This is a genomic window from Planococcus alkaliphilus (assembly GCF_057031095.1).
Map to the genome: position 1 here is coordinate 1,588,276 of NZ_CM168060.1, position 18,656 is coordinate 1,606,931.

Annotated in this window: 26 protein-coding genes; 15 read left to right on the plus strand and 11 right to left on the minus strand. The window is 40.5% G+C overall.

What is annotated here, in order from left to right:
• Positions 1–191: 191 nt before the first annotated feature.
• The 9 genes from AC2EXB_RS08205 to AC2EXB_RS08245 all read left to right on the plus strand — a co-directional run bounded on the left by AC2EXB_RS08205 (position 192) and on the right by AC2EXB_RS08245 (position 7,823).
• Positions 192–1,166 carry a PstS family phosphate ABC transporter substrate-binding protein gene (locus AC2EXB_RS08205; protein ID WP_483604359.1) on the plus strand — a complete coding sequence of 325 codons (975 nt, stop codon included), beginning with the start codon at positions 192–194 and terminating at the stop codon, positions 1,164–1,166.
• 70 nt (positions 1,167–1,236) lie between these two features.
• Complete coding sequence (gene pstC / locus AC2EXB_RS08210) at positions 1,237–2,163, plus strand: phosphate ABC transporter permease subunit PstC (protein WP_483604360.1); 927 nt, start codon at positions 1,237–1,239, stop codon at positions 2,161–2,163.
• A gap of 1 nt (position 2,164) precedes the next feature.
• Positions 2,165–3,043: a phosphate ABC transporter permease PstA gene (gene pstA / locus AC2EXB_RS08215; protein WP_483604361.1), complete on the plus strand. Its 879-nt coding sequence runs from the start codon at positions 2,165–2,167 to the stop codon at positions 3,041–3,043.
• Between the two features lie 28 nt (positions 3,044–3,071).
• The gene (gene pstB / locus AC2EXB_RS08220) at positions 3,072–3,890 is read left to right on the plus strand and encodes a phosphate ABC transporter ATP-binding protein PstB (RefSeq protein ID WP_235199075.1); all 819 of its coding nucleotides are present in this window, start codon (positions 3,072–3,074) and stop codon (positions 3,888–3,890) included.
• A 16-nt stretch (positions 3,891–3,906) separates the two neighbouring features.
• Positions 3,907–4,566 (plus strand): phosphate signaling complex protein PhoU, encoded by a 660-nt coding sequence (gene phoU / locus AC2EXB_RS08225; RefSeq protein ID WP_235199076.1) that lies wholly within the window; start codon positions 3,907–3,909, stop codon positions 4,564–4,566.
• A gap of 162 nt (positions 4,567–4,728) precedes the next feature.
• Positions 4,729–4,878: a 50S ribosomal protein L33 gene (rpmG, locus tag AC2EXB_RS08230; protein ID WP_036809376.1), complete on the plus strand. Its 150-nt coding sequence runs from the start codon at positions 4,729–4,731 to the stop codon at positions 4,876–4,878.
• Positions 4,879–4,942: 64 nt separating this feature from the next.
• Complete coding sequence (locus AC2EXB_RS08235; RefSeq protein WP_483604362.1) at positions 4,943–5,518, plus strand: 5-formyltetrahydrofolate cyclo-ligase; 576 nt, start codon at positions 4,943–4,945, stop codon at positions 5,516–5,518.
• Positions 5,515–5,706: a YqgQ family protein gene (locus AC2EXB_RS08240; RefSeq protein WP_052651762.1), complete on the plus strand. Its 192-nt coding sequence runs from the start codon at positions 5,515–5,517 to the stop codon at positions 5,704–5,706. Before AC2EXB_RS08235 ends, AC2EXB_RS08240 begins: the two co-directional genes overlap by 4 nt.
• Positions 5,707–5,870: 164 nt before the next feature.
• Positions 5,871–7,823, plus strand: a complete 1,953-nt coding sequence (locus tag AC2EXB_RS08245; protein WP_483604363.1) for an LTA synthase family protein — start codon at positions 5,871–5,873, stop codon at positions 7,821–7,823.
• Between the two features lie 85 nt (positions 7,824–7,908).
• On the opposite strand, the gene AC2EXB_RS08250 is transcribed toward AC2EXB_RS08245, so the two are convergent.
• Positions 7,909–8,088 (minus strand): DUF2759 domain-containing protein, encoded by a 180-nt coding sequence (locus AC2EXB_RS08250; RefSeq protein ID WP_052651760.1) that lies wholly within the window; start codon positions 8,086–8,088, stop codon positions 7,909–7,911.
• 143 nt (positions 8,089–8,231) lie between these two features.
• On the opposite strand from AC2EXB_RS08250, the gene AC2EXB_RS08255 reads away from it, so the two are divergent.
• Positions 8,232–8,864 carry an MBL fold metallo-hydrolase gene (locus tag AC2EXB_RS08255; RefSeq protein WP_483604364.1) on the plus strand — a complete coding sequence of 211 codons (633 nt, stop codon included), beginning with the start codon at positions 8,232–8,234 and terminating at the stop codon, positions 8,862–8,864.
• A gap of 66 nt (positions 8,865–8,930) precedes the next feature.
• Here the strand turns inward: AC2EXB_RS08255 and AC2EXB_RS08260 are convergent, their stop codons facing one another.
• Entirely contained in the window at positions 8,931–9,173 is a 243-nt protein-coding gene (locus AC2EXB_RS08260; protein WP_052651758.1) for a DUF2626 domain-containing protein, read from the minus strand.
• Between the two features lie 379 nt (positions 9,174–9,552).
• Between AC2EXB_RS08260 and comGA the strand changes: the two genes are divergently transcribed.
• The 5 genes from comGA to AC2EXB_RS08285 are packed head-to-tail and all read left to right on the plus strand — an operon-like array spanning position 9,553 to position 12,379.
• The gene (gene comGA / locus AC2EXB_RS08265) at positions 9,553–10,596 is read left to right on the plus strand and encodes a competence type IV pilus ATPase ComGA (RefSeq protein WP_483604365.1); all 1,044 of its coding nucleotides are present in this window, start codon (positions 9,553–9,555) and stop codon (positions 10,594–10,596) included.
• Positions 10,550–11,593: a competence type IV pilus assembly protein ComGB gene (gene comGB / locus AC2EXB_RS08270; RefSeq protein ID WP_483604366.1), complete on the plus strand. Its 1,044-nt coding sequence runs from the start codon at positions 10,550–10,552 to the stop codon at positions 11,591–11,593. Before comGA ends, comGB begins: the two co-directional genes overlap by 47 nt.
• Positions 11,594–11,604: 11 nt before the next feature.
• Positions 11,605–11,856 carry a competence type IV pilus major pilin ComGC gene (locus AC2EXB_RS08275; protein WP_483604367.1) on the plus strand — a complete coding sequence of 84 codons (252 nt, stop codon included), beginning with the start codon at positions 11,605–11,607 and terminating at the stop codon, positions 11,854–11,856.
• Between the two features lie 33 nt (positions 11,857–11,889).
• Positions 11,890–12,078, plus strand: a complete 189-nt coding sequence (locus AC2EXB_RS08280) for a hypothetical protein (RefSeq protein ID WP_483604368.1) — start codon at positions 11,890–11,892, stop codon at positions 12,076–12,078.
• A complete protein-coding gene (locus AC2EXB_RS08285) occupies positions 12,053–12,379 on the plus strand; it encodes a recombinase zinc ribbon domain-containing protein (RefSeq protein ID WP_483604369.1) in 327 nt (108 codons plus the stop codon). Before AC2EXB_RS08280 ends, AC2EXB_RS08285 begins: the two co-directional genes overlap by 26 nt.
• Positions 12,380–12,724: 345 nt before the next feature.
• Here AC2EXB_RS08285 and AC2EXB_RS08290 read toward each other — a convergent pair whose 3' ends face one another.
• The 9 genes from AC2EXB_RS08290 to AC2EXB_RS08330 all read right to left on the minus strand — a co-directional run bounded on the left by AC2EXB_RS08290 (position 12,725) and on the right by AC2EXB_RS08330 (position 18,634).
• Positions 12,725–12,886 (minus strand): hypothetical protein, encoded by a 162-nt coding sequence (locus AC2EXB_RS08290; RefSeq protein WP_483604370.1) that lies wholly within the window; start codon positions 12,884–12,886, stop codon positions 12,725–12,727.
• 1 nt (position 12,887) lies between these two features.
• Positions 12,888–13,148, minus strand: coding sequence for a hypothetical protein (locus tag AC2EXB_RS08295; protein WP_483604371.1), 261 nt, complete (start codon positions 13,146–13,148; stop codon positions 12,888–12,890).
• A gap of 12 nt (positions 13,149–13,160) precedes the next feature.
• Positions 13,161–15,452, minus strand: coding sequence for a tail fiber protein (locus AC2EXB_RS08300; protein WP_483604372.1), 2,292 nt, complete (start codon positions 15,450–15,452; stop codon positions 13,161–13,163).
• A gap of 114 nt (positions 15,453–15,566) precedes the next feature.
• Complete coding sequence (locus AC2EXB_RS08305; protein ID WP_483604373.1) at positions 15,567–15,953, minus strand: hypothetical protein; 387 nt, start codon at positions 15,951–15,953, stop codon at positions 15,567–15,569.
• Positions 15,940–16,335 carry a hypothetical protein gene (locus AC2EXB_RS08310; RefSeq protein WP_483604374.1) on the minus strand — a complete coding sequence of 132 codons (396 nt, stop codon included), beginning with the start codon at positions 16,333–16,335 and terminating at the stop codon, positions 15,940–15,942. The genes AC2EXB_RS08305 and AC2EXB_RS08310 overlap by 14 nt, the downstream gene beginning before the upstream one ends.
• Positions 16,336–16,416: 81 nt before the next feature.
• Entirely contained in the window at positions 16,417–16,860 is a 444-nt protein-coding gene (locus AC2EXB_RS08315; RefSeq protein ID WP_483604375.1) for a DUF1617 family protein, read from the minus strand.
• Between the two features lie 34 nt (positions 16,861–16,894).
• Positions 16,895–18,007 carry a peptidoglycan-binding protein gene (locus AC2EXB_RS08320; protein ID WP_483604376.1) on the minus strand — a complete coding sequence of 371 codons (1,113 nt, stop codon included), beginning with the start codon at positions 18,005–18,007 and terminating at the stop codon, positions 16,895–16,897.
• Positions 18,000–18,251: a hypothetical protein gene (locus tag AC2EXB_RS08325; protein ID WP_483604377.1), complete on the minus strand. Its 252-nt coding sequence runs from the start codon at positions 18,249–18,251 to the stop codon at positions 18,000–18,002. Before AC2EXB_RS08325 ends, AC2EXB_RS08320 begins: the two co-directional genes overlap by 8 nt.
• Positions 18,248–18,634 (minus strand): hypothetical protein, encoded by a 387-nt coding sequence (locus AC2EXB_RS08330; protein WP_483604378.1) that lies wholly within the window; start codon positions 18,632–18,634, stop codon positions 18,248–18,250. Before AC2EXB_RS08330 ends, AC2EXB_RS08325 begins: the two co-directional genes overlap by 4 nt.
• Between the last annotated feature and the right edge of the window lie 22 nt (positions 18,635–18,656).

The following is an 18,656-nucleotide window of genomic DNA, read 5'->3' on the forward strand; positions in this document are numbered from 1 at the left end:
TCAAAAGCGATGGACACAGGCTTTAAGCCCGGGTCTATCGCTTTTTTTCTACGTCTTCAAACCGTTTATGAACCAAACTACATGGAAATAAACCCGATTTACATTTTCTTAACATTCGCTTTATACTTCCTCAACAATCGGTCTTTATAGTTAAGAATGTAAATAACACAAACCTTAGGAGGAAATGAGAAATGAGAAATTGGAAGTTCGCAATGGCATCGACAATTCTAGGTTCAGCGTTAATTTTAGGGGCATGCGGCGGTGAAGAAGGATCTGCGGATTCGAATTCTGACGTTGAAGAAACAACATCTGACACAGCAGGTGAAGAGTCAGCTGAAGTAGAAGGCGCTGTTTCAGGTGATGGATCTTCGACAGTTGCACCTATCATGGAAGGAATTGTTGAAGAATATGCAGGAGACCAGCCGAAGGTCCAAGTAACAGTTGGGGTTTCCGGTACTGGCGGCGGATTCGAAAAGTTCATCCAAGGTGAAACGGATTTCTCAAATGCATCACGTCCGATTAAAGAAGAAGAAGCGGCAAGCCTGGAAGAAGCAGGCATTGAATACACAGAGTTCCTACTCGCTTACGACGGCTTATCAGTCGTTGTCAGCCAAGACAATGACTGGGTGGAAGATTTGACGGTAGAAGATTTGAAAAAACTGTGGGTCGAAGATGGCTCTACGAAAAAATGGTCGGATATCAATCCTGAATGGCCGGATGAAGAAGTGGTCTTCTACGCTCCAGGAACTGATTCAGGGACATTTGATTATTTCAATGAAGTCATTCTAGAAGATGAAGACATTGTCAGCAGTGCGACGCTATCAGAAGATGACAACGTGTTGGTTCAAGGGATCCAAGCTGATCCGAACGCGATCGGATTCTTCGGATTTGCTTATTACATCGCTAACAAAGATACATTGAAAGTAGTGAATATTGGCGGAGTGGAGCCGACGCATGAAACGATCGAATCAGGCGAGTACGAACCATTATCGCGTCCGTTGTTCACCTATGCGAGCAATAAAGCCATTTCAGAAGATCCAGCTGTTTATGATTTCATGGAGTACGCATTAGAAAATGCAGGTGAAATGGCTGAAGCAGTCGGATATGTATCACTTCCAGAAGAGGAATATGAAAAAGGGCTTGCAGATTTAGAAGCACTTAAATAAAACGGGTTAAAGATCGGGTCTTAGGGTGAGCAGCCGCTGCTCGCCTTTTGCGGTTGAAAGGGGATTTCATATGCGTCCATCTGTGCAGGAAATGATCGCGCAGTCGAAAGGCAAGAAAAGTAAAAAGATCATTGAAAAAATCATTCCAATTCTATTATTCCTGATTGCTTCAGTTTCGGTACTGACGACAATCGGCATTGTTTTAACTTTGATTGTAGAAACCATCACGTTCTTCTCGCGTGTTTCGTTCTTCGATTTTATCACCGGCACCACGTGGCTGCCGTTTTCGAATAAAGAAGCGCAGTACGGCATTTTGCCGTTGATCATCGGTACGCTGAAAATAACGGCGATCGCTGTGATTGTCGCTGTCCCTATCGGTATCGGGGCTGCCATCTATTTAAGTGAATATGCTAGCGAAACGGTCCGAAGAATCGTTAAGCCGGTACTGGAAATCCTCGCTGGAGTTCCGACAATCGTTTACGGTTTTTTCGCTTTGACATTTGTGACACCTGTCTTGCAAGGCTTATTTCCGGAAATCAAAATCTTCAATGCAATTTCGCCGGGAATTGTAGTAGGCATCATGATTATTCCCATGATCGCTTCCTTATCCGAAGACGCGATGTCTTCAGTGCCTAGGCAGATCCGGGACGGGGCTCTTGCAATGGGTTCGACGAAATTTGAAGTGGCCATAAAGGTCATTTTGCCAGCCGCTTTATCCGGGATTGTCGCATCCGTGGTGCTTGCCGTCTCCCGTGCAATCGGCGAAACGATGATCGTGTCACTGGCGGCAGGATCTACACCAAGGTTTGACGGGGATTTCACAGGTTCCATCCAGACCATGACTTCGTATATCGTCCAAGTTTCAAAAGGCGATGCAGGATATGGCACGACGATTTATTACTCCATCTATGCCGTCGGTTTTACCTTATTCATCTTTACGATGCTTATGAATATCCTTGCCACTTATGTTTCAAAACGTTTCAAGGAGGAGTATTGAGATGAGATATGTAGACCACGACTTAGTAGTGAAGCGGATGGGCAGCAGAAAAATCGTCAATTTTCTGTTCAAGGGCCTTTTCATGCTCGCAACAACCATTGCATTGCTCGCATTGGCAATTTTGCTTTATCGCATCATTACCCAAGGAGCGGGAAATCTCTCGTGGGAATTTCTGAACAACTTCGCTTCCCGGTTCCCGGAAAAAGCGGGGATCAAAGCGGCTTTGATCGGCTCACTTTGGCTAATGGCTGTAGTGGCTCCGACTTCCATCATTTTAGGTGTTGGGTCGGCCATCTATTTAGAGGAATATGCGAAGAAAAACCGGATGACTTCCTTTATCCGCACCAATATCTCAAACTTGGCGGGGGTCCCGTCAGTCGTGTTCGGCTTGCTTGGGTTAACCATTTTTGTCCGAGCCCTATCACTTGGAAATAGTGTGTTGGCAGCCGGATTCACCATGAGTCTGCTGATATTGCCGGTCATTATCGTAGCAGCACAAGAAGCGATCCGTGCGGTGCCAAATGAACTCCGGGATGCTTCGCTTGGAATGGGTGCAACTAAATGGCAAACGATTGTGAGGATCATTTTGCCGGCTGCCATTCCTGGAATCTTGACGGGTAGCATTTTGGCTTTGTCACGTGCGATCGGGGAAACGGCGCCTTTGATTGTCATCGGGGTGCCGGTGATCATCCAGTTCCTGCCTGCCGGTGTAATGGACACGTTCACCGCATTGCCGATGCAAATCTATGATTGGTCAAGCCGCCCGCAGCAAGAATTCCAAGCAGTCGCGGCAGCTGGAATCATTGTGCTGATGGCCGTACTTTTAACGATGAATTCAATCGCTGCACTTATCCGCAACAAGTTCCAGAAACGCTATTAATGCTATTTATGTGAGAGGGGTTTCACAAATGACAACAATCAGTCCGATAAAAATCAAAAAAGAAATTCAGCCGAAAGAGCAGCACGACATAAAAAAATCGGTGTATTTAACGAAGCAATTGAATCTTTGGTACGGCGATAAGCATGCTTTGAAAAATATTGACTTGGATATAAAAGAACATGAAGTAACGGCCATAATCGGGCCGTCAGGATGCGGAAAATCAACATATATCAAGACTTTGAACCGCATGGTGGAATTGGTGCCGACGGTTAAAACGTCTGGAGAAATCCTTTACCGCGAACGGAATATTTTCGATTCAAACTATGCTGTCGAAGAATTGCGCACGAAAGTCGGCATGGTATTCCAGAAGCCGAATCCATTTCCGAAATCGATTTATGACAATGTGGCTTATGGACCGCGGATCCATGGCATCAAAAACAAAAAGATCCTTGATGAGATTGTCGAGAAAAGTTTGCGTGGAGCAGCCATTTGGGATGAAGTGAAAGACCGGTTAAATGAAAATGCCTACAGCATTTCAGGCGGGCAGCAGCAGCGGATCTGCATCGCCCGGGCACTTGCGATCGAACCGGATGTCATCCTGATGGATGAACCGACTTCGGCACTGGATCCCATCTCGACATTGAAAATCGAAGAATTGGTCCAGGAATTGAAAAAAGACTACAGCATCATCATCGTTACGCATAATATGCAGCAGGCAGCGCGTATTTCGGATAAGACCGCTTTCTTCTTGAACGGCGAAGTGATCGAATATGATGATACGGATGTCATTTTCTCAAATCCTTCCGATAAACGGACGGAAGATTATATTTCAGGGCGATTCGGATAAAGGAGCGGAACAGAATATGTCAGTACGCGAAAAATTTGATTATGAATTAAATTCTGCGCAAGACCAGCTGATCGGAATCAGCAAAATGGCAGTTGAAGCTTTAAGCAAATCGGTAAAAGCCTTGCTGACCCATGATGTGGATGCGGCGCTTGAAGTCATCGAAGATGATGTCGAGATCAATAAATTAGAAGAAGAAATCAACGACCAGGTAATTTTGATGATCGCTAAACAATCGCCGGTGGCAACTGACTTGCGGAGATTAATCGTTACGATCAAAGTAGCAAGTGATATGGAACGCGTCGGCGATTATGCGGTGAATATTGCAAAAGAAACCATCCGGATCGGCAAAGAGGATTTGCTTCCGCAAATTCGCCAAATCGAGCAGATGCACGACTTGGCCGTAGCGATGCTTTATCAAGTAATCGATGCTTTCGTAGAAGAAGATGTCTTGAAGGCAAAAGAGATTGCAGAACTGGACGACCAAGTCGATGAATTATACGGCGATGTCATCCGCAAATTGATGCATGCAGGCGGGGAGCATCCTGAAAAGCTCAGCCAAATCACGCAATTGGCATTCGTCAGCCGATATATGGAACGTTCAGCAGATCATGCCACAAATATCGCAGAACAATTATTTTATCTGGTGAAAGGCCGCCATTACGACTTAAATAGCTAACCGCTTCCCGGCAGCATTCACTGCCGGGAAGTTTCTTGTATTTCCGGAAGAAATAATGAATATTTTCAGTAGACTTTGCCTCTAGATATGCTATAATAGTTAAGTCGTATAGATCAACCGCTTATTAACAAATGATCTTTGAAAGAATTAGGAGGGATACCGATGCGTGTTAACATCACTTTAGCTTGTACAGAATGTAGCGAACGTAACTACAGCACTGTTAAAAATAAGCGCAACAACCCTGAGCGTCTTGAAATGAAAAAATATTGCTCACGTGAAAAGAAAATGACTCTACACCGTGAAACGAAGTAATTCATTGACTGCCAAAACCTACACGGGTTTTGGCTTTTTTCTTTATATAAGGAGATGTTTTGATATGGACAAATCCACCAGCAGAAAAGAAATGCTTGCAAAATTAAAGGCGATGCCTGAAGAAGTACATAGAGAAAAAACAGAAAAAATCATTCAGCGATTGGCTGAAGATCCTATTTTTGTGAATGCAGCAACTATCGGAATGACCATTTCGGCTTTTCCGGAAGTCGATACCTCGCAACTGATTGACTATTGCTGGAGCGTCGGCAAAAAAGTGGCTGTTCCTAAATGCATTCCGAGTACGAGAGGAATGGATTTTTACATCTTGACGGATTATAGTGAACTGGAAAATGTCTATATGAAATTGCTGGAGCCACGGATTGACAAAAGCCGCTACGTTTCACCAAATGAAATCGATTTAATGATTGTACCTGGTGTAGTATTCAGTAAATCCGGTTATCGCATCGGTTTCGGCGGCGGCTATTATGACCGTTATCTTTCTGCCTATAATGGGGACACTGTTTCACTTGTCTTTGAAATCCAAATGGTGGAATCGATGCCTGTAGAAAACCACGACATTCCTGTGCAGCAACTTATTACGGAAAATGAATGGATCGAAACGATGGGGTGGCGAAAATGAAAAATTTATATGATGTGATGCAATTATTGAAGCGATATGGCACGATCATCTACACGGCTGATTTTCAAGCGGATCTGGCATTGATGGAAGATGAGGTGCGGGAGCTTTACCGCATGCAATTCATTACGGCAAAAGAATATACCACCGCTTTGATGATTCTTCGCCAAAAGCGCAGTGAAGGAAAATAGTTCTTAGAAAGAAACAATTTGAGGTTTTATCCGTCTTAATAAGGGTACTCAATATGTTGAGGCTATAATCTGCAAACTTCCAGTTTACATTCTTATGTTAAAGTAGAGGTAGACGGAGGGTTAAGAATGTGTAAATTACCCCTGTGAAAAGGAGGATGCGCGGGATGATGAAAAAAGAGTGGCCCAGACATTCGATCCTGGCTATCGCAATCATCGTTACATGGCTAAAAACCTACATTATCTACAAAACCAGCTTCTCGATTACAATCGACAACGCTTTACAGGAATTTATCCTTTTTATCAATCCGCTTAGCTGGCTGCTGTTCGTTTACGGCATATCGCTATTCTTTAAGAGCGATAAAGCCAAAAATCGGTACATTCTTGCAATCGCTGTCATTTCGTCTATCGTTTTGTACGCCAATGTTGCCTTTTACCGGTTTTTCAGCGATTTCATTACGCTTCCGGTGTTGTTCCAGAAAGATAATTTCGGGGATTTAGGAGCAAGTGCTGCCGAAAGTGTTTACTGGACAGACATTGCTTATTTTATCGATGTCATCGTAATTTCACTTGCGATCAAGTTCTTAAAAATCAAATCGGAATCGACAGCATTCCGCAAAGGGCAGCGAAAAGCCTATTTCATCCTCTCCACTGCAGTGATGTTTTTCAATTTAGGCCTTGCGGAAGCAGAACGGCCACAGTTATTGACACGCAGTTTCGACCGTGAAATGTTAGTGAAAAATATCGGGATGTACAACTACCATATTTACGATGTTTATATCCAATCAAAATCACAAGCGCAGCGTGCTCTCGCAGATGGCTCGCAGCTCGTTGAAATCAATAACTATGTAAGTTCAAACCAATCAGAGCCCAATCCGGAAATGTTTGGGCTCACTGAAGGCCGGAATCTTATCGTCGTGACATTGGAGTCGCTGCAATCATTTACGATCAATAATGATATGAACGGAGAGACGATCACTCCTTTCCTGAATGACTTGACAGAAGATGAAGATACTATTTACTTCCCGAATTTCTATCACCAAACAGGGCTTGGAAAAACTTCCGATTCTGAATTCCTGCTTGAAAATTCGCTTTACCCATTAAGCGGCGGAGCGGTATTTTTTACGCATAGCGGAAATTCTTATAATTCAATGGCAGAAAGCCTTGGAAAGAATGGGTATCATACTTCCGTCCAGCACGCGAACACAAAGAGTTTCTGGAACCGCGACATGATGTATGAATCATTGAATATCGATGAATTTCTGGACATCGACAGCTATGAAATCGGGGAAGGTGAAGCGGTAAACTGGGGAATGAAAGACATCCCGTTTATGGAGCAATCCGTAGAGCATATGGCAAAATTGCCTGAGCCGTTTTATACCCGTTTATTGACGCTGACGAACCACCATCCTTTCTATTTGGATGAGCAAGATAAAATGATCGATGAATTCGATTCCAATTCAGGCACCTTGAACCGCTATTTCCAAACAGCCCGTTATTTAGATGAATCGGTAAAATTATTATTCGATGAATTGAAACAGCAAGGGCTGTATGAAAATTCGGTTATTGTGATGTATGGTGACCATTATGGAATTTCAGAAAACCATAATGCCGCGATGGAGCAGTATCTTGGAAAAGAAATTACACCATTTGAGACGGCGCAGCTGCAGAAAGTGCCTTTCTTTATTCATATCCCGGGCTATGGTGAGGGGCATGTTGATGAAGAAATCGGCGGGCAAGTGGATATCCGCCCAACTATCATGCATTTGATGGGTGTGGAAACGAAGGAAGACATCCAGTTCGGCGGCGATCTATTCTCGGAAGAACATGAAGAGTTTGTTGTGTTCCGCGATGGACGCTTCATCACCAAGGACCACGTTTATGCAGGAAATACTTGCTACGATAGCGAAACCGGCGAAGAAATCGACCAGACCGCTTGTGAACCGTATATCGAGCCTGCGTTTACCGAGCTTGAATATTCCGAGTCGATTATCAACGGAGATCTTTTAAGATTTTACGATGAGGACAATGGCCAAATGATCCTTTCAGAAAAAGAACTGGAAAAATTAGAAAAAGAGCAGCAAGAAAATGAGGCCATTGAAGTTGTGCCCCAGCAATAAGAATAAGCGGTTGCTACTACAGCTCCCGCTTTTATTTTTAAAGCAATAAAAAAAGCTGATGCCAGAAGGCATCAGCTTTTTTGGATTAATGTAGGCTTGGTGGATATCCTTGTGTAATGATCGTCGCGATCGTGAAGCCGCCGAAAATTACAAACGTACCGAAGTTGAAAATTAATCCTAAAAATTGTTTGTTTTTCAAGGTTTGTACAGTGCCTACTGCTGCTAAAATAGCAATCAGCCCAAATATAACCATAAGCAAGTTCATCTATGACACTCCCTTCAACATTAACAGCCAGTGCCGCCGTGTTCTCTTATTATTGTAATGAATAACAGGATGTTTGTCGAGAGATAATATTGTCATTCCGTTGAACACTTGAGATGCTATAATTTGAAAGAGGTGAAAAGCACATGTTGAAAATCAATCAAATGGAATTAGGGCCAGTGCAAACGAATTGCTATATCATTTCCAACGACTTGAATGAGTGCTTGATTTTTGATCCAGGAGAAGAAAGCAAAAGAGTGGTTGAGTTCCTGAAAAAGAAAAAGTTGAAGCCGCTCGCGATCTTATTGACGCATGCCCATTTCGATCATATCGGGGCGATTGACGATTTGCGGGACCAGTTCGACATTCCGGTTTACTTGCATCGCTTGGAAAAAGACTGGCTCGTACGTCCGAATCTCAATGGTTCTGGAAAATACCCTTCCTTGCCGGATTACCGGATGCGGGAAGCAGATAGATTGCTGGATCAGGAAAAGTCGCTTGAAATCGGCAGCTTTAAAATGGAGTTGTTCCACACGCCGGGCCATTCGCCGGGAAGCGTCACTTTTTCTTTTGGAAAAGAAGGATTTGCGATTGTCGGAGATACATTATTTCGGGGAAGCATCGGAAGAACGGATTTAATCGATGGCTCTGAAGCGAAATTGCTTCAATCGATTAAACAATCGTTGCTGACGATGCCTGAGCATATGATCTTGTATCCGGGACATGGACCGGATACGACGCCGTCAGAAGAAAAGAAGTCGAACCCTTTTTTGCAATAGCAGAGTTGAAAAGAGGAAATTAAAAAAGCGGCCGCAATGGGCCGCTTTTCTTTTTTGATTTCTTGATTAATGTCCAGCTCCGGGAATATGGATGAACGTTGTGTAGTAAGTGAAGCCTACGAAGAATACGGTTAAGTAAGCTCCGAAAATGTACAAGTACATGCGTTCGGAAATGTTTAAGAATCCAAGAAGAACGAAAAATCCAGTATTAGCTACCATTATTAATGATACCTCTACCATATCACCTACGTAAAAAAGAACTGCGAATATCCCAGTCCACCATCCCATTAATTTGAACATCTTATCCATGGGTAATCCCTCCTTTGCCACAACACAATAATCTCCTATTTATTATATAGGAAAGGGAGCGAGTGTGTAAACAGCGAGTTGTTCTTTCTTTGTGACAAACAGGTGTATTGTTGCCAAGCAGATCAAACAACCGGCGTTTTCTCTGGTCGCTATGAAAGTGAGCTTACCTCAAGAAATGATTTATTGCAATTGCCGAGCAAAAAGAAAAGGGAAAACAACTGAAATCAAATCGGTTAAATGTGTTCAAAAATGAGATTTCCCCTCTATAGAGCGATCAAATATTTATTTTGAGAGAAAGTATTCCCAAAGCAAATTCAGCCGGTTATACTGTGGGGGAATGAAGAGGCGCCCTTTATTCAACTACTAATAGGAGGTGGCTATGCAAGAGATAATCGAACGCAGATGTGCAGATCTGCTGAGCCAGGCAGTGGAATGTGCCACAACTGATATCCATATAAAACCTGAGCAAGATAGTTATTCCATTTCGTTCCGTTCGTTCCAAGCTTTAAAGCAAGTGACCAAAATCCCCCTTGAATTAGGCAATCGCATGATTGCGTATTTTAAATACCTTTCCCTTCTGGATATGAGTGAAAAGCGAAAACCTCAAACAGGCTCATTCCAACTTCCAATTGAAAACCATCCTTATTATTTTAGAATATCAACTTTGCCATCGGTTTTAACAAAAGAAAGCATTGTAATCCGGATTATGGCAGATGATGTAGCAGATTCAATCCATTCGCTTGCCGCATTTCGAGACTCCGCCTTTCTGTTGGAGAAATTATCAGAAGCGCCTCAAGGTCTATTGTTGTTTACGGGTCCAACAGGATGCGGAAAATCAACCACCTTGTATTCGCTCTTAAAGCACTGCGCAGAGCAGTTAAACCGCAATATCATTACGCTGGAAGATCCGGTGGAGCGGAAAAACCAGTCGATTTTGCAAATCCAGGTCAATGAAAAAGCGGGACTAAGTTATGCGGCAGGACTGAAAGCAATTTTGAGGCATGATCCCGATATCATTATGATAGGCGAAATCCGTGATGCTGAAACTGCGCAAATTGCCGTTCGCGTGGCTTTGACAGGCCATTTGGTGCTATCGACAATCCATGCCAGGCATTCTGTCGGGTGCCTGCATCGCCTTTATGACCTCGGTGTTTCCTATGAAGATATGGCACAGACCCTGATTGCCATATCAGCGCAGAAAATCATTCCCGTCTTTAGTGAAATGGATCAATTGGAAACGTCGTATCGTGCATTATATGAAATTTTGCACGGGGAACGGCTGATGGAAGCGGTGGATTCGGCAAAAGAAAAGAAACCGTATAGGCTGCCGGAACATTTGTCGTTTAGCGGACAAATCCGGGAAGGAGTGAGGATCGGTGCGATTGAAGCGAGTCTTGAAGCCGAAACCAATCCCTATTCATGACCGTGAACATTTCCTCAGCCGGCTTTCCGTGTTAATGAAAGAAGGCTACTTGCTGCCGACGGCATTGCAGCTGCTGCTTCCAGTGCATACAAAAAAACTGGAAGAGGCGCTATCTGGCATCACCGCCATTTTAAAAGGTGGAGGTACGGCAGCTGAGATATTGAAGTTTCTTGGCTTCAAAGACCAAGTGCTGTTTCCGGTGGAAATTGCTGAATTCCATGGCCGCTTGCCTGAGTCGATAGAAAGCATCGCCAAAAGTTTTTCGCGGACCGAACAAGTACAGAAAAAACTAAAGAATATCTTGATTTATCCGGTGTCTTTGCTGCTTTTCACTTCTATGCTGTTTTTGTTTTTTCGGACAAACTATGTGCCCAATTTAACGGAACTCATGGAATCGCTTCAATCCGGTGAAGAAACGTCCGGAGTGCCGACTTATTTACTGAATTTGCCGGATGTTTTCATCGGCCTCTTTGCCTTGTTTGGTTTAGCGGCAACCAGCTTTTGGCTGATCTTAAACAAACAGAAAGTCCCGATCCAAATCCATTGGATCTTGAAGCTTCCTGTGCTGCGAGGCTATATGAGGCTTTACTGGTCCCATCTCTTTGCCCGGGAACTCGGAACCTTATTGCATAGCGGCATCTCATTGCAGCAATCCTTGCAATTGCTTCAAGAACAGACTTACCATTCGATCATCCAGTTTATGGCTAATGCATGCCGCGAAGAAGTCATCAGCGGCCAAAATCTATCGGTTGCGCTTTCCCGCCAGTCTTTTTTTGCCGGCGACATGGCATCATTCGTCCAGCACGGGGAATTGACTGGACACCTCGGGAAAGAATTGATTTTGTATAGCGAAGTGCTGATGGAGCGGATCGAGAAGAAATCCCAAGCGATGCTGAAAATTATTCAGCCTGCCTTTTTTGTCATTATCGCATGCTGCATTGTCGGCGCTTATTTAGCGATTTTATTGCCTATGTACAATTTAGTCCATACGATCTGAGGAGGAGAACAATGAAACGATTAAAAAATCAAAAAGGATTCACCTTAATTGAAATGCTGATTGTTATGCTGATCATCACTGTATTAATCGCGATTGCCATACCGAACGTTACAAAACAGACTTCTGCAGTTGAAGATAAAGGCTGCAAAGCTTACGTCCATATGGAAGCATACATACACAGCCTGTTGAAAAACCAGTCATACCAAGGGTTTGAGAGGAGGGGATTTTTATCTAATTGTTTTCATTTTCATAAATTGCTATAGTGAGTACATAAGTAGGGAAGAGGGTGACATTTAGTGGAAAGAGATATTAAAGATGTTTTGCTTAAAGCTGTATCTTTATTGTTGGTCACTGATGTAATAAATGAAAGAGAACTAGCAAGATCAACCAATGAATCTAACAATGGATACGATGATCTGTATGACTTACTTGAAGAGAAATATAAGGAACTTACAACATATGCAGACAAAAACAACCAGAAGTAAATCAGTATTCTATAAAAGGATTTTTTGTTCACATTGTAACAAAGGAATGAAGAAGAAAAATGAAAGAGGGAAGACGAAATACTGTTGTTCATCCTATGATAATTTGGGAACGTGCAAAAGAGTAATTATAGAGGAAGACTACCTAATCGAATTAATTCATAAACGCTTCAATCAGGAAGTGGATAGAAAATTAGTGGAGAGTTATATTGAAGGAATCTTAGTTGAGGATAAAAATCTAGTTGAAATTCTAATTAAGGATCAAGAATCAATTTTGATGTCTAAAACCCATTTGAGATTCTAAAATCAGTAAAAAGTTAAAATTTAGCCGAATTTCATAAATTGGTAAAAATTAGGATACTCGTAAAAGCCTTGTTTATAAGGGTTTTTAGGGTGTCCATTTTTGTTAATTGTCCTATAAAATCGCTCTTTTATGTGATTACGATTTAGGGTGACATTCTAGTTTAAAAAAGTATGAGATCAGTTGAAAATCAGTTATTTTCTGGTGTTTTAGGGTGACAAATCATTATATTTTAACCGCTTATTTAATCTAATATGTATGAAAGAGACTAAAAATCTAGTCTCTTTTTTCATTTGCTTTTTTGTTAAATTTCTCTTTGAGACACATAATGTTCCTGATGTTCAGCTTTTAAAGTTCCTGCACTACCGATAAAGCACCTGTATCCGATTGCGGCGTTGCTTGAATCATATCCGATTCTGCTTGCGTGATGCGTCCGAGAGTGACCATTTTCCCTAGATACACCGCATCAATTTTCTTCATAATCCACATATTTAATAAGAATCCGTACATTTTACATTCCTCCAATTAGTAAGTCTAGTAACGCATTTTCCGTTGCGTCCTGGCGTTCTTTTAATAGTTGAATATCACTCTTTGGTAAATCTTGAATAATTGCTTTATGTGGATTTGTCGAAACATCTACACCTGCTGCGTATTTATTTTCAGGTATAGCCACCCACAAGAAGGGGATTCCGACAGGTTCTTTTGGCGAAGGAGAACCCACTTGAGAAGATACGACATAACCCTCTTTGTCATAAATAATTAATGTTTCCAATACAAACTCCTCCTATTCGACGGCTTCCCACCGTAAATTTGTCATACCCGCTGCAAAGCCGAGGTTGTTACAAGAAAAACCGATGTCTGTAATTGAGAAAAAAGCTCCTTCGCCGCCTTTGTAAGCGGTGCTGAAATCGGAGTAGATAACAGTTTTATTAAATCCGCTTGGCGCACCTGTGCGGTGTTCTCGTTGATACGTGTATCCTGACAAGTCGCCCATCACCCATATTTTACTGGGTCTAAAATTCAAAGTAGTAACACTTATTGTATTGTTAGTGCTGAAAGTTCCACTAGCGAACTTCTTGCCCGTATTGATTTGTCCTATCTTGGCAGCCAATGCCGGAAATGTATCGGTCGGACTTGCCGTTACACCTTTTGCAGTAATCGCATTCGCCACTGCTGTTTTCCCATCACTGGCTGACTGAAAAGCCGCATCTGCTCTGTCCATTGCGGTTTTAACCGCTTTTGGAGTCGCTGCTAACGTTTCACTCGTACTGGTTACACTACTGTTTAATTGGACATGTCCTTTTTTGGTTAATGTCGCATCTTCCGCCTGATGCGCAGCAATCTCCTGCTGAATCGGACTCAAATCCACATTTAATTGATCAGCAGGTACTTTACCAGACTCATCTAATGTAGCTGCTTTAGCTAATTTGTTTTTCTCTGTTGTTGTAAAGTCTTCAGTCGATAATCCTTTTCCAGCTACTTTATCAACTTTGTTTCCAATTTGATTTGAAACTGTAGTAGCAAAATTAGGATCATTTCCTAGAGCTGCTGATAATTCATTCAATGTATCTAATGTTTCTGGAGATGAATCAACCAATTCTGCCACTTTGTTATCTGTATAATTTTTAGAACTTGTAGCAGCATTTGACTCAACACTAGACAATGCTTCAGATAATCCGCCAATATCATCAATTACATGAGTATGAGGGGAGGGGGCAAATAAAGTTGGTTTATTCTTGATTTCTTCCCAATCGTTTGCAATAGTTAAAGCCACATTTCCAGTTTCGTCAGGGGAGACTCCATTAACAGTTGATACAGAACCTTCCCCATCAACACCTTTTCTAGCGAGAAGCTTCCAGCTTGTACTAGAAAGAGGGGATTCACTAGTGGTGTTTCGAATAGCCATATAAGACGATCCATCTAATCCAACAACATTATTCTTAAAGTAGGAGACAGTAGAATCATATTCACCAATATAGTTTGTATTATTCAATAACTCATTGGCATTATTAATTGCAACATTCGTATTCTGAGTAGCTTGATTAGCTTCAGTGGTAGCCTGTATTGCATCAAGTCTAGCTTGATCAGTAGACTCCTTAACTGTATTTGTATCAGCGATAACTTGAATAGCTTCTTCTTTCGCTAAGATAGTATCATTCTTAACAATTTCTGTTTCATTCTTTAAGGTTTCTGTATCTAAACGAACTTGCTCAGTGGCATTCTTCTCATCTAAAGTTTCCAATCTTACTGTCTCAGTAGCTTCTTGAACTAATTGAGTGGTATTCTTAACAGACTCAGTAGATAGTCTTTCAGCTTCTGTATCGATCCTCACAGTTTCAGTAGCAGCTCTTTCAGTTTCAGTATTCAATCGAACTAGTTCAGTAGCTTCAAGTGTTTCTTGAGAAGCTTCTTTTACTGCCAACGTTTGCTCTGCTATTAAAATAGATTGCTCAGTAGCTTCTATTGAGTTAACTGTAGCTAAGACAGCCTCATCTTTAATGGCAACCGTGTCATTCTTGACAGTTTCGGTTTCACTTTTCAACGTATTCATTTCTGAAATAGTTGAGTTAGCTAAATCAATGGTTTCATTTGCTTGTAAAGTTGAAGCAACAGATTCCTCAATTTTAGAGTTCATATCAATTTTCAAAGCTTCTAATTGAGCAATATATACTTGAAGCTTCCCATATTCTTGGCTGGCAGGATCAACAGCCTCATCACGCAAGTCTTTTCGAATGTTGACATTGAAGGGGAGGATAGATATTTTTTCAAGGTTTTCATCTAGAAGTGAGAATGTAGTCTCAACCATTCCGACTACATTCATTTCACTTCCTTGATAATCATAGGAAACAATTAGATTACCTTTGTCATCTTCTTCAATTTTTCCGTCTGCTATTAATGATTGACCATTTGGTTTTTTATGAGCAAATTCAACTGTAGTATATTTTGTTAAATCTATAGATTGTCCATTATCAAAAATCTGGAATTCTAATCTGGCATCATCAAATTGGACAAAGGTAGGCATAGCACCAGTCATCGATTTCTTGATATCGACTTTTAAACGATAAATATTAGCCATTTATTCACATCCTATTTGTATAGTTTATTTAATTTTGAACTAAAAAATTAACATCTCGAAAACCCCTTTAAATAAGGCTTTTTAGAGTGTGGATATTCCATTAAAATTTATGTTTTATCCGATTCGACCAGATGCCCAAAAACCAATCAAAGCAATGGCAATACCTGAAACAACTTGAAGTACAGATACAACAAATTCCTTCTTAGCATCTCTGCGCTTATCCGAATTAATAAACTCATCAATTTTTTCATTTTGGGTATTAACAACATTGATAAAACTAGTCATCATAGCTTCCATTTTACCAACAGTTTCTTTTACATATTTCATAGAATTGTCAGCACTTTCAGCAACTCTCCTAGCAGTTTCAACATCTTGTTCTAATTCACGAATTTCCATTTTTGTTTCCTTTTTAAACTCTCGAAATTCTTTTTGCAAATTCCTCATCTGTTCAGACAGTACTTCATTGCTGTGAGTGGCTTGGTTGCCGTTATACTCTGTCACTCTTCGTCACTTCCTTACTTGTCCATAAAGACATTACTGCCAATGCCGAATAAACTATAAAACCAGTTGAGGCATTGAACCCTCCAGTTGCTATTAACATAGAGGTAGCCACCATAATCCAAAGAAACGTAGACATTAATAAACCAATCTTTCTAATTGTTACGCTACCAATAAACATTCCGATCATCTTAGTAAGCGCACAAATAGTAACAATGACTCCCATAATCCATTCTGAATTTACGATTGCACCTATTTCAGAAAAACTTGGATTCATTTCAAATAGGTGAGGAGAAGTAAATAACACATATGCCCATCCCAATGAAACGTAAGTAAGCATCCACTCAACTACTGTTACTGGTTGGAATTTAATAAATTTTTTCATTTGATTTTCTCCTTTCTTCAGTGACTCATCAGCAAATAAACCTTTCTAGAAACACATGTTGTTTCATAGGATGATCGATACTTACTCCTCCTTGTACATATATCTCTCTATTGTTTCTTCAAATTTTTCACACCAACCATCGAATAAGAGTGCGAGTTCACCACTTAGCTCAATGTCACAGCTTAATAGGGAATCACCAACTGAAGTTAATATTGATTTATTAATCTCATTTTCCTCGATGATGTATTCCTCATTAAGAAGCTCATTGTATTCTTTATTGAATTCGGGAATAAATTCAGGAATAATCTTAATTCCATTTTGATTTTCATCAATCACTAAGTTGCCTATGTCGTCTTTCATTCCATACTGTTGAACGATTTCATCCCTTTCAGGAATAAATACATTTTCATAATATCCTGATACCATTCTATGAAGTCTCGTTCTCATTCTGGATTCTTTGCCTTTTAGTTTTAGTTCAAATAGAAATTGTAAAAAAGGTTCAATCTCATAATTTTTTAATTTCATCCTTATTCTCCTTCTGCTCAATTAATGTTATAGTTTACTTATGTGTCCGATTTAAATAAGAACCAATTAGACCAACAGCATCGTCTAATGGTAGTTCACCTTTTTGAGCTTTCTCTTTCCATTCATCTGATGAAATAATACCATCTTCTTTTGCTTTATCTAAAAGTTGGATAAATTCACGAGTCAGTACATCTTTGGTTGGCTTAAACATTCTAACGCCTTCTTTCTGTGGAATAGTAGGGGGTGCTGGCTTAGGCTGGTTCAATTCTTTTAAGGCTTTATTCATTTCAGCTAAGGAATCCATGCCGTAAATTCCATCAGCTTTCATTCCTCTGGCTTCTTGGAAATTCATTAATGCACGTTTCGTAGCAGCAGAGAAGTGACCATTGATTTCACATGGGAATCCTACTTTAGTCAAATAGCGTTGCATAGCTTCTACTTCTTCTCCACGATCATTGTAAGCTAAATATCCTTTAAGTTTAGGATTATCGGGATTAGAAGTAGCTGGTTTAACTGTAGGAGTTGAATCATTTCCCATTAACTTTCCATAGGTTGCATTCCCTAATAATCCATCAACTTTTAAACCATTATCTTTTTGGAAATTCTCAATTGCTTTAATTGATTCATTTCCATATATACCGTCTGCCGTAACTTTATAGCCTTTTTTGATTAGCATATTTTGTAGTTCTTTAACTTCAGAATCAGCAGGATAGGGAGGTTTCTTTCCGGCTCTAAGTTGAGCAGTGGTTAAGCCAAATGTAATTTGAAAGTGGGGAACATCTAAGAATCCTTTCCAGAAAGCTCCCGACTCTAATCCAATAGTTTGTCCCATTTTAGCAATTTGAAACCAATCTTTTTCTCCATCTTTATTTAAATCGACTGAAGTATTCCAATTTATTGTTTTGCCGTCTGGATTAAGAATTGCGAAATCAAATGCTAGTCCGAAGTTGTGATAAGAATATCCACCACGAGCATTAGTAACGATTGATCCTGACTTAGTTCTACCTTGAGCATATAAGGAATTTTGATATGCGATTGTACGCAAGCCCTGAGAAATTGTAATTTTAATTCCCTTGTTATCAGCCATACGGATTAACTTCTCAGCTTTCCATCTTAAAGTAGGGTGAATTCCAGAAAGATTACTCATTCAAATCAACTTCTTCCTTAACCACAACAACTTCTGGAGTTTTAGCTTTAGCTTGATCGACCAGCGATTCACTTAAAACATACACAAAAATACTTGAGAATCCACCTATAATTGCTGTGATTTGAGCAATTGAGTTTTCATCAACATTGAAAGCAATTAAAATTGAACCAATCAATCCGGCTAGTAATGCCCAAAACTTACGTGATGAAAGCTTAATTAGCAACACATTTAAATCAAATTTCATATAATATCGTCCTCTCTAACTGTTGTTTCTTCTTCATAAGGCTTGGCTTCATAGACGTTTTCGGCTTTCTCGACATGAATAGTATTAGCGGAAGTCTTACTATCTGTTTTATTGTCGCTACGTTTCTCTAAATAGGATGTAACTTTACCGATTCCATCAACACCGAAGACTGAAATTACAATAGTCATAACTACTTCAGATACCATATCTAATAAAGAGAGATACATTGGATCAAACGTTTTTTGGAAAAGTATAATTACCAATCCAATTGAAACGAATAGAAAAAAGACTCCTGCTGACAATGTCATCAAGAAGTCCTTTTCTGTAATCATTCCATCTGTGAGATAAGTTTTTCCTTTTTTAGAATCTTTATTCTTACTCAAATTTTCACCTCCTCAATACGAA

What these genes read in the sequence shown, in the direction of transcription:
- AC2EXB_RS08205 (WP_483604359.1), top strand. Translation starts at nt 192, where the DNA reads ATGAGAAATTGGAAGTTCGCAATGGCATCGACAATTCTAGGTTCAGCG.
- pstC (WP_483604360.1), top strand. Translation starts at nt 1,237, where the DNA reads ATGCGTCCATCTGTGCAGGAAATGATCGCGCAGTCGAAAGGCAAGAAA.
- pstA (WP_483604361.1), top strand. Translation starts at nt 2,165, where the DNA reads ATGAGATATGTAGACCACGACTTAGTAGTGAAGCGGATGGGCAGCAGA.
- pstB (WP_235199075.1), top strand. Translation starts at nt 3,072, where the DNA reads ATGACAACAATCAGTCCGATAAAAATCAAAAAAGAAATTCAGCCGAAA.
- phoU (WP_235199076.1), top strand. Translation starts at nt 3,907, where the DNA reads ATGTCAGTACGCGAAAAATTTGATTATGAATTAAATTCTGCGCAAGAC.
- rpmG (WP_036809376.1), top strand. Translation starts at nt 4,729, where the DNA reads ATGCGTGTTAACATCACTTTAGCTTGTACAGAATGTAGCGAACGTAAC.
- AC2EXB_RS08235 (WP_483604362.1), top strand. Translation starts at nt 4,943, where the DNA reads ATGGACAAATCCACCAGCAGAAAAGAAATGCTTGCAAAATTAAAGGCG.
- AC2EXB_RS08240 (WP_052651762.1), top strand. Translation starts at nt 5,515, where the DNA reads ATGAAAAATTTATATGATGTGATGCAATTATTGAAGCGATATGGCACG.
- AC2EXB_RS08245 (WP_483604363.1), top strand. Translation starts at nt 5,871, where the DNA reads ATGATGAAAAAAGAGTGGCCCAGACATTCGATCCTGGCTATCGCAATC.
- AC2EXB_RS08250 (WP_052651760.1), bottom strand. Translation starts at nt 8,088, where the DNA reads ATGAACTTGCTTATGGTTATATTTGGGCTGATTGCTATTTTAGCAGCA.
- AC2EXB_RS08255 (WP_483604364.1), top strand. Translation starts at nt 8,232, where the DNA reads ATGTTGAAAATCAATCAAATGGAATTAGGGCCAGTGCAAACGAATTGC.
- AC2EXB_RS08260 (WP_052651758.1), bottom strand. Translation starts at nt 9,173, where the DNA reads ATGGATAAGATGTTCAAATTAATGGGATGGTGGACTGGGATATTCGCA.
- comGA (WP_483604365.1), top strand. Translation starts at nt 9,553, where the DNA reads ATGCAAGAGATAATCGAACGCAGATGTGCAGATCTGCTGAGCCAGGCA.
- AC2EXB_RS08275 (WP_483604367.1), top strand. Translation starts at nt 11,605, where the DNA reads ATGAAACGATTAAAAAATCAAAAAGGATTCACCTTAATTGAAATGCTG.
- AC2EXB_RS08285 (WP_483604369.1), top strand. Translation starts at nt 12,053, where the DNA reads ATGCAGACAAAAACAACCAGAAGTAAATCAGTATTCTATAAAAGGATT.
- AC2EXB_RS08290 (WP_483604370.1), bottom strand. Translation starts at nt 12,886, where the DNA reads ATGTACGGATTCTTATTAAATATGTGGATTATGAAGAAAATTGATGCG.
- AC2EXB_RS08300 (WP_483604372.1), bottom strand. Translation starts at nt 15,452, where the DNA reads ATGGCTAATATTTATCGTTTAAAAGTCGATATCAAGAAATCGATGACT.
- AC2EXB_RS08310 (WP_483604374.1), bottom strand. Translation starts at nt 16,335, where the DNA reads ATGAAAAAATTTATTAAATTCCAACCAGTAACAGTAGTTGAGTGGATG.
- AC2EXB_RS08315 (WP_483604375.1), bottom strand. Translation starts at nt 16,860, where the DNA reads ATGAAATTAAAAAATTATGAGATTGAACCTTTTTTACAATTTCTATTT.
- AC2EXB_RS08320 (WP_483604376.1), bottom strand. Translation starts at nt 18,007, where the DNA reads ATGAGTAATCTTTCTGGAATTCACCCTACTTTAAGATGGAAAGCTGAG.
- AC2EXB_RS08325 (WP_483604377.1), bottom strand. Translation starts at nt 18,251, where the DNA reads ATGAAATTTGATTTAAATGTGTTGCTAATTAAGCTTTCATCACGTAAG.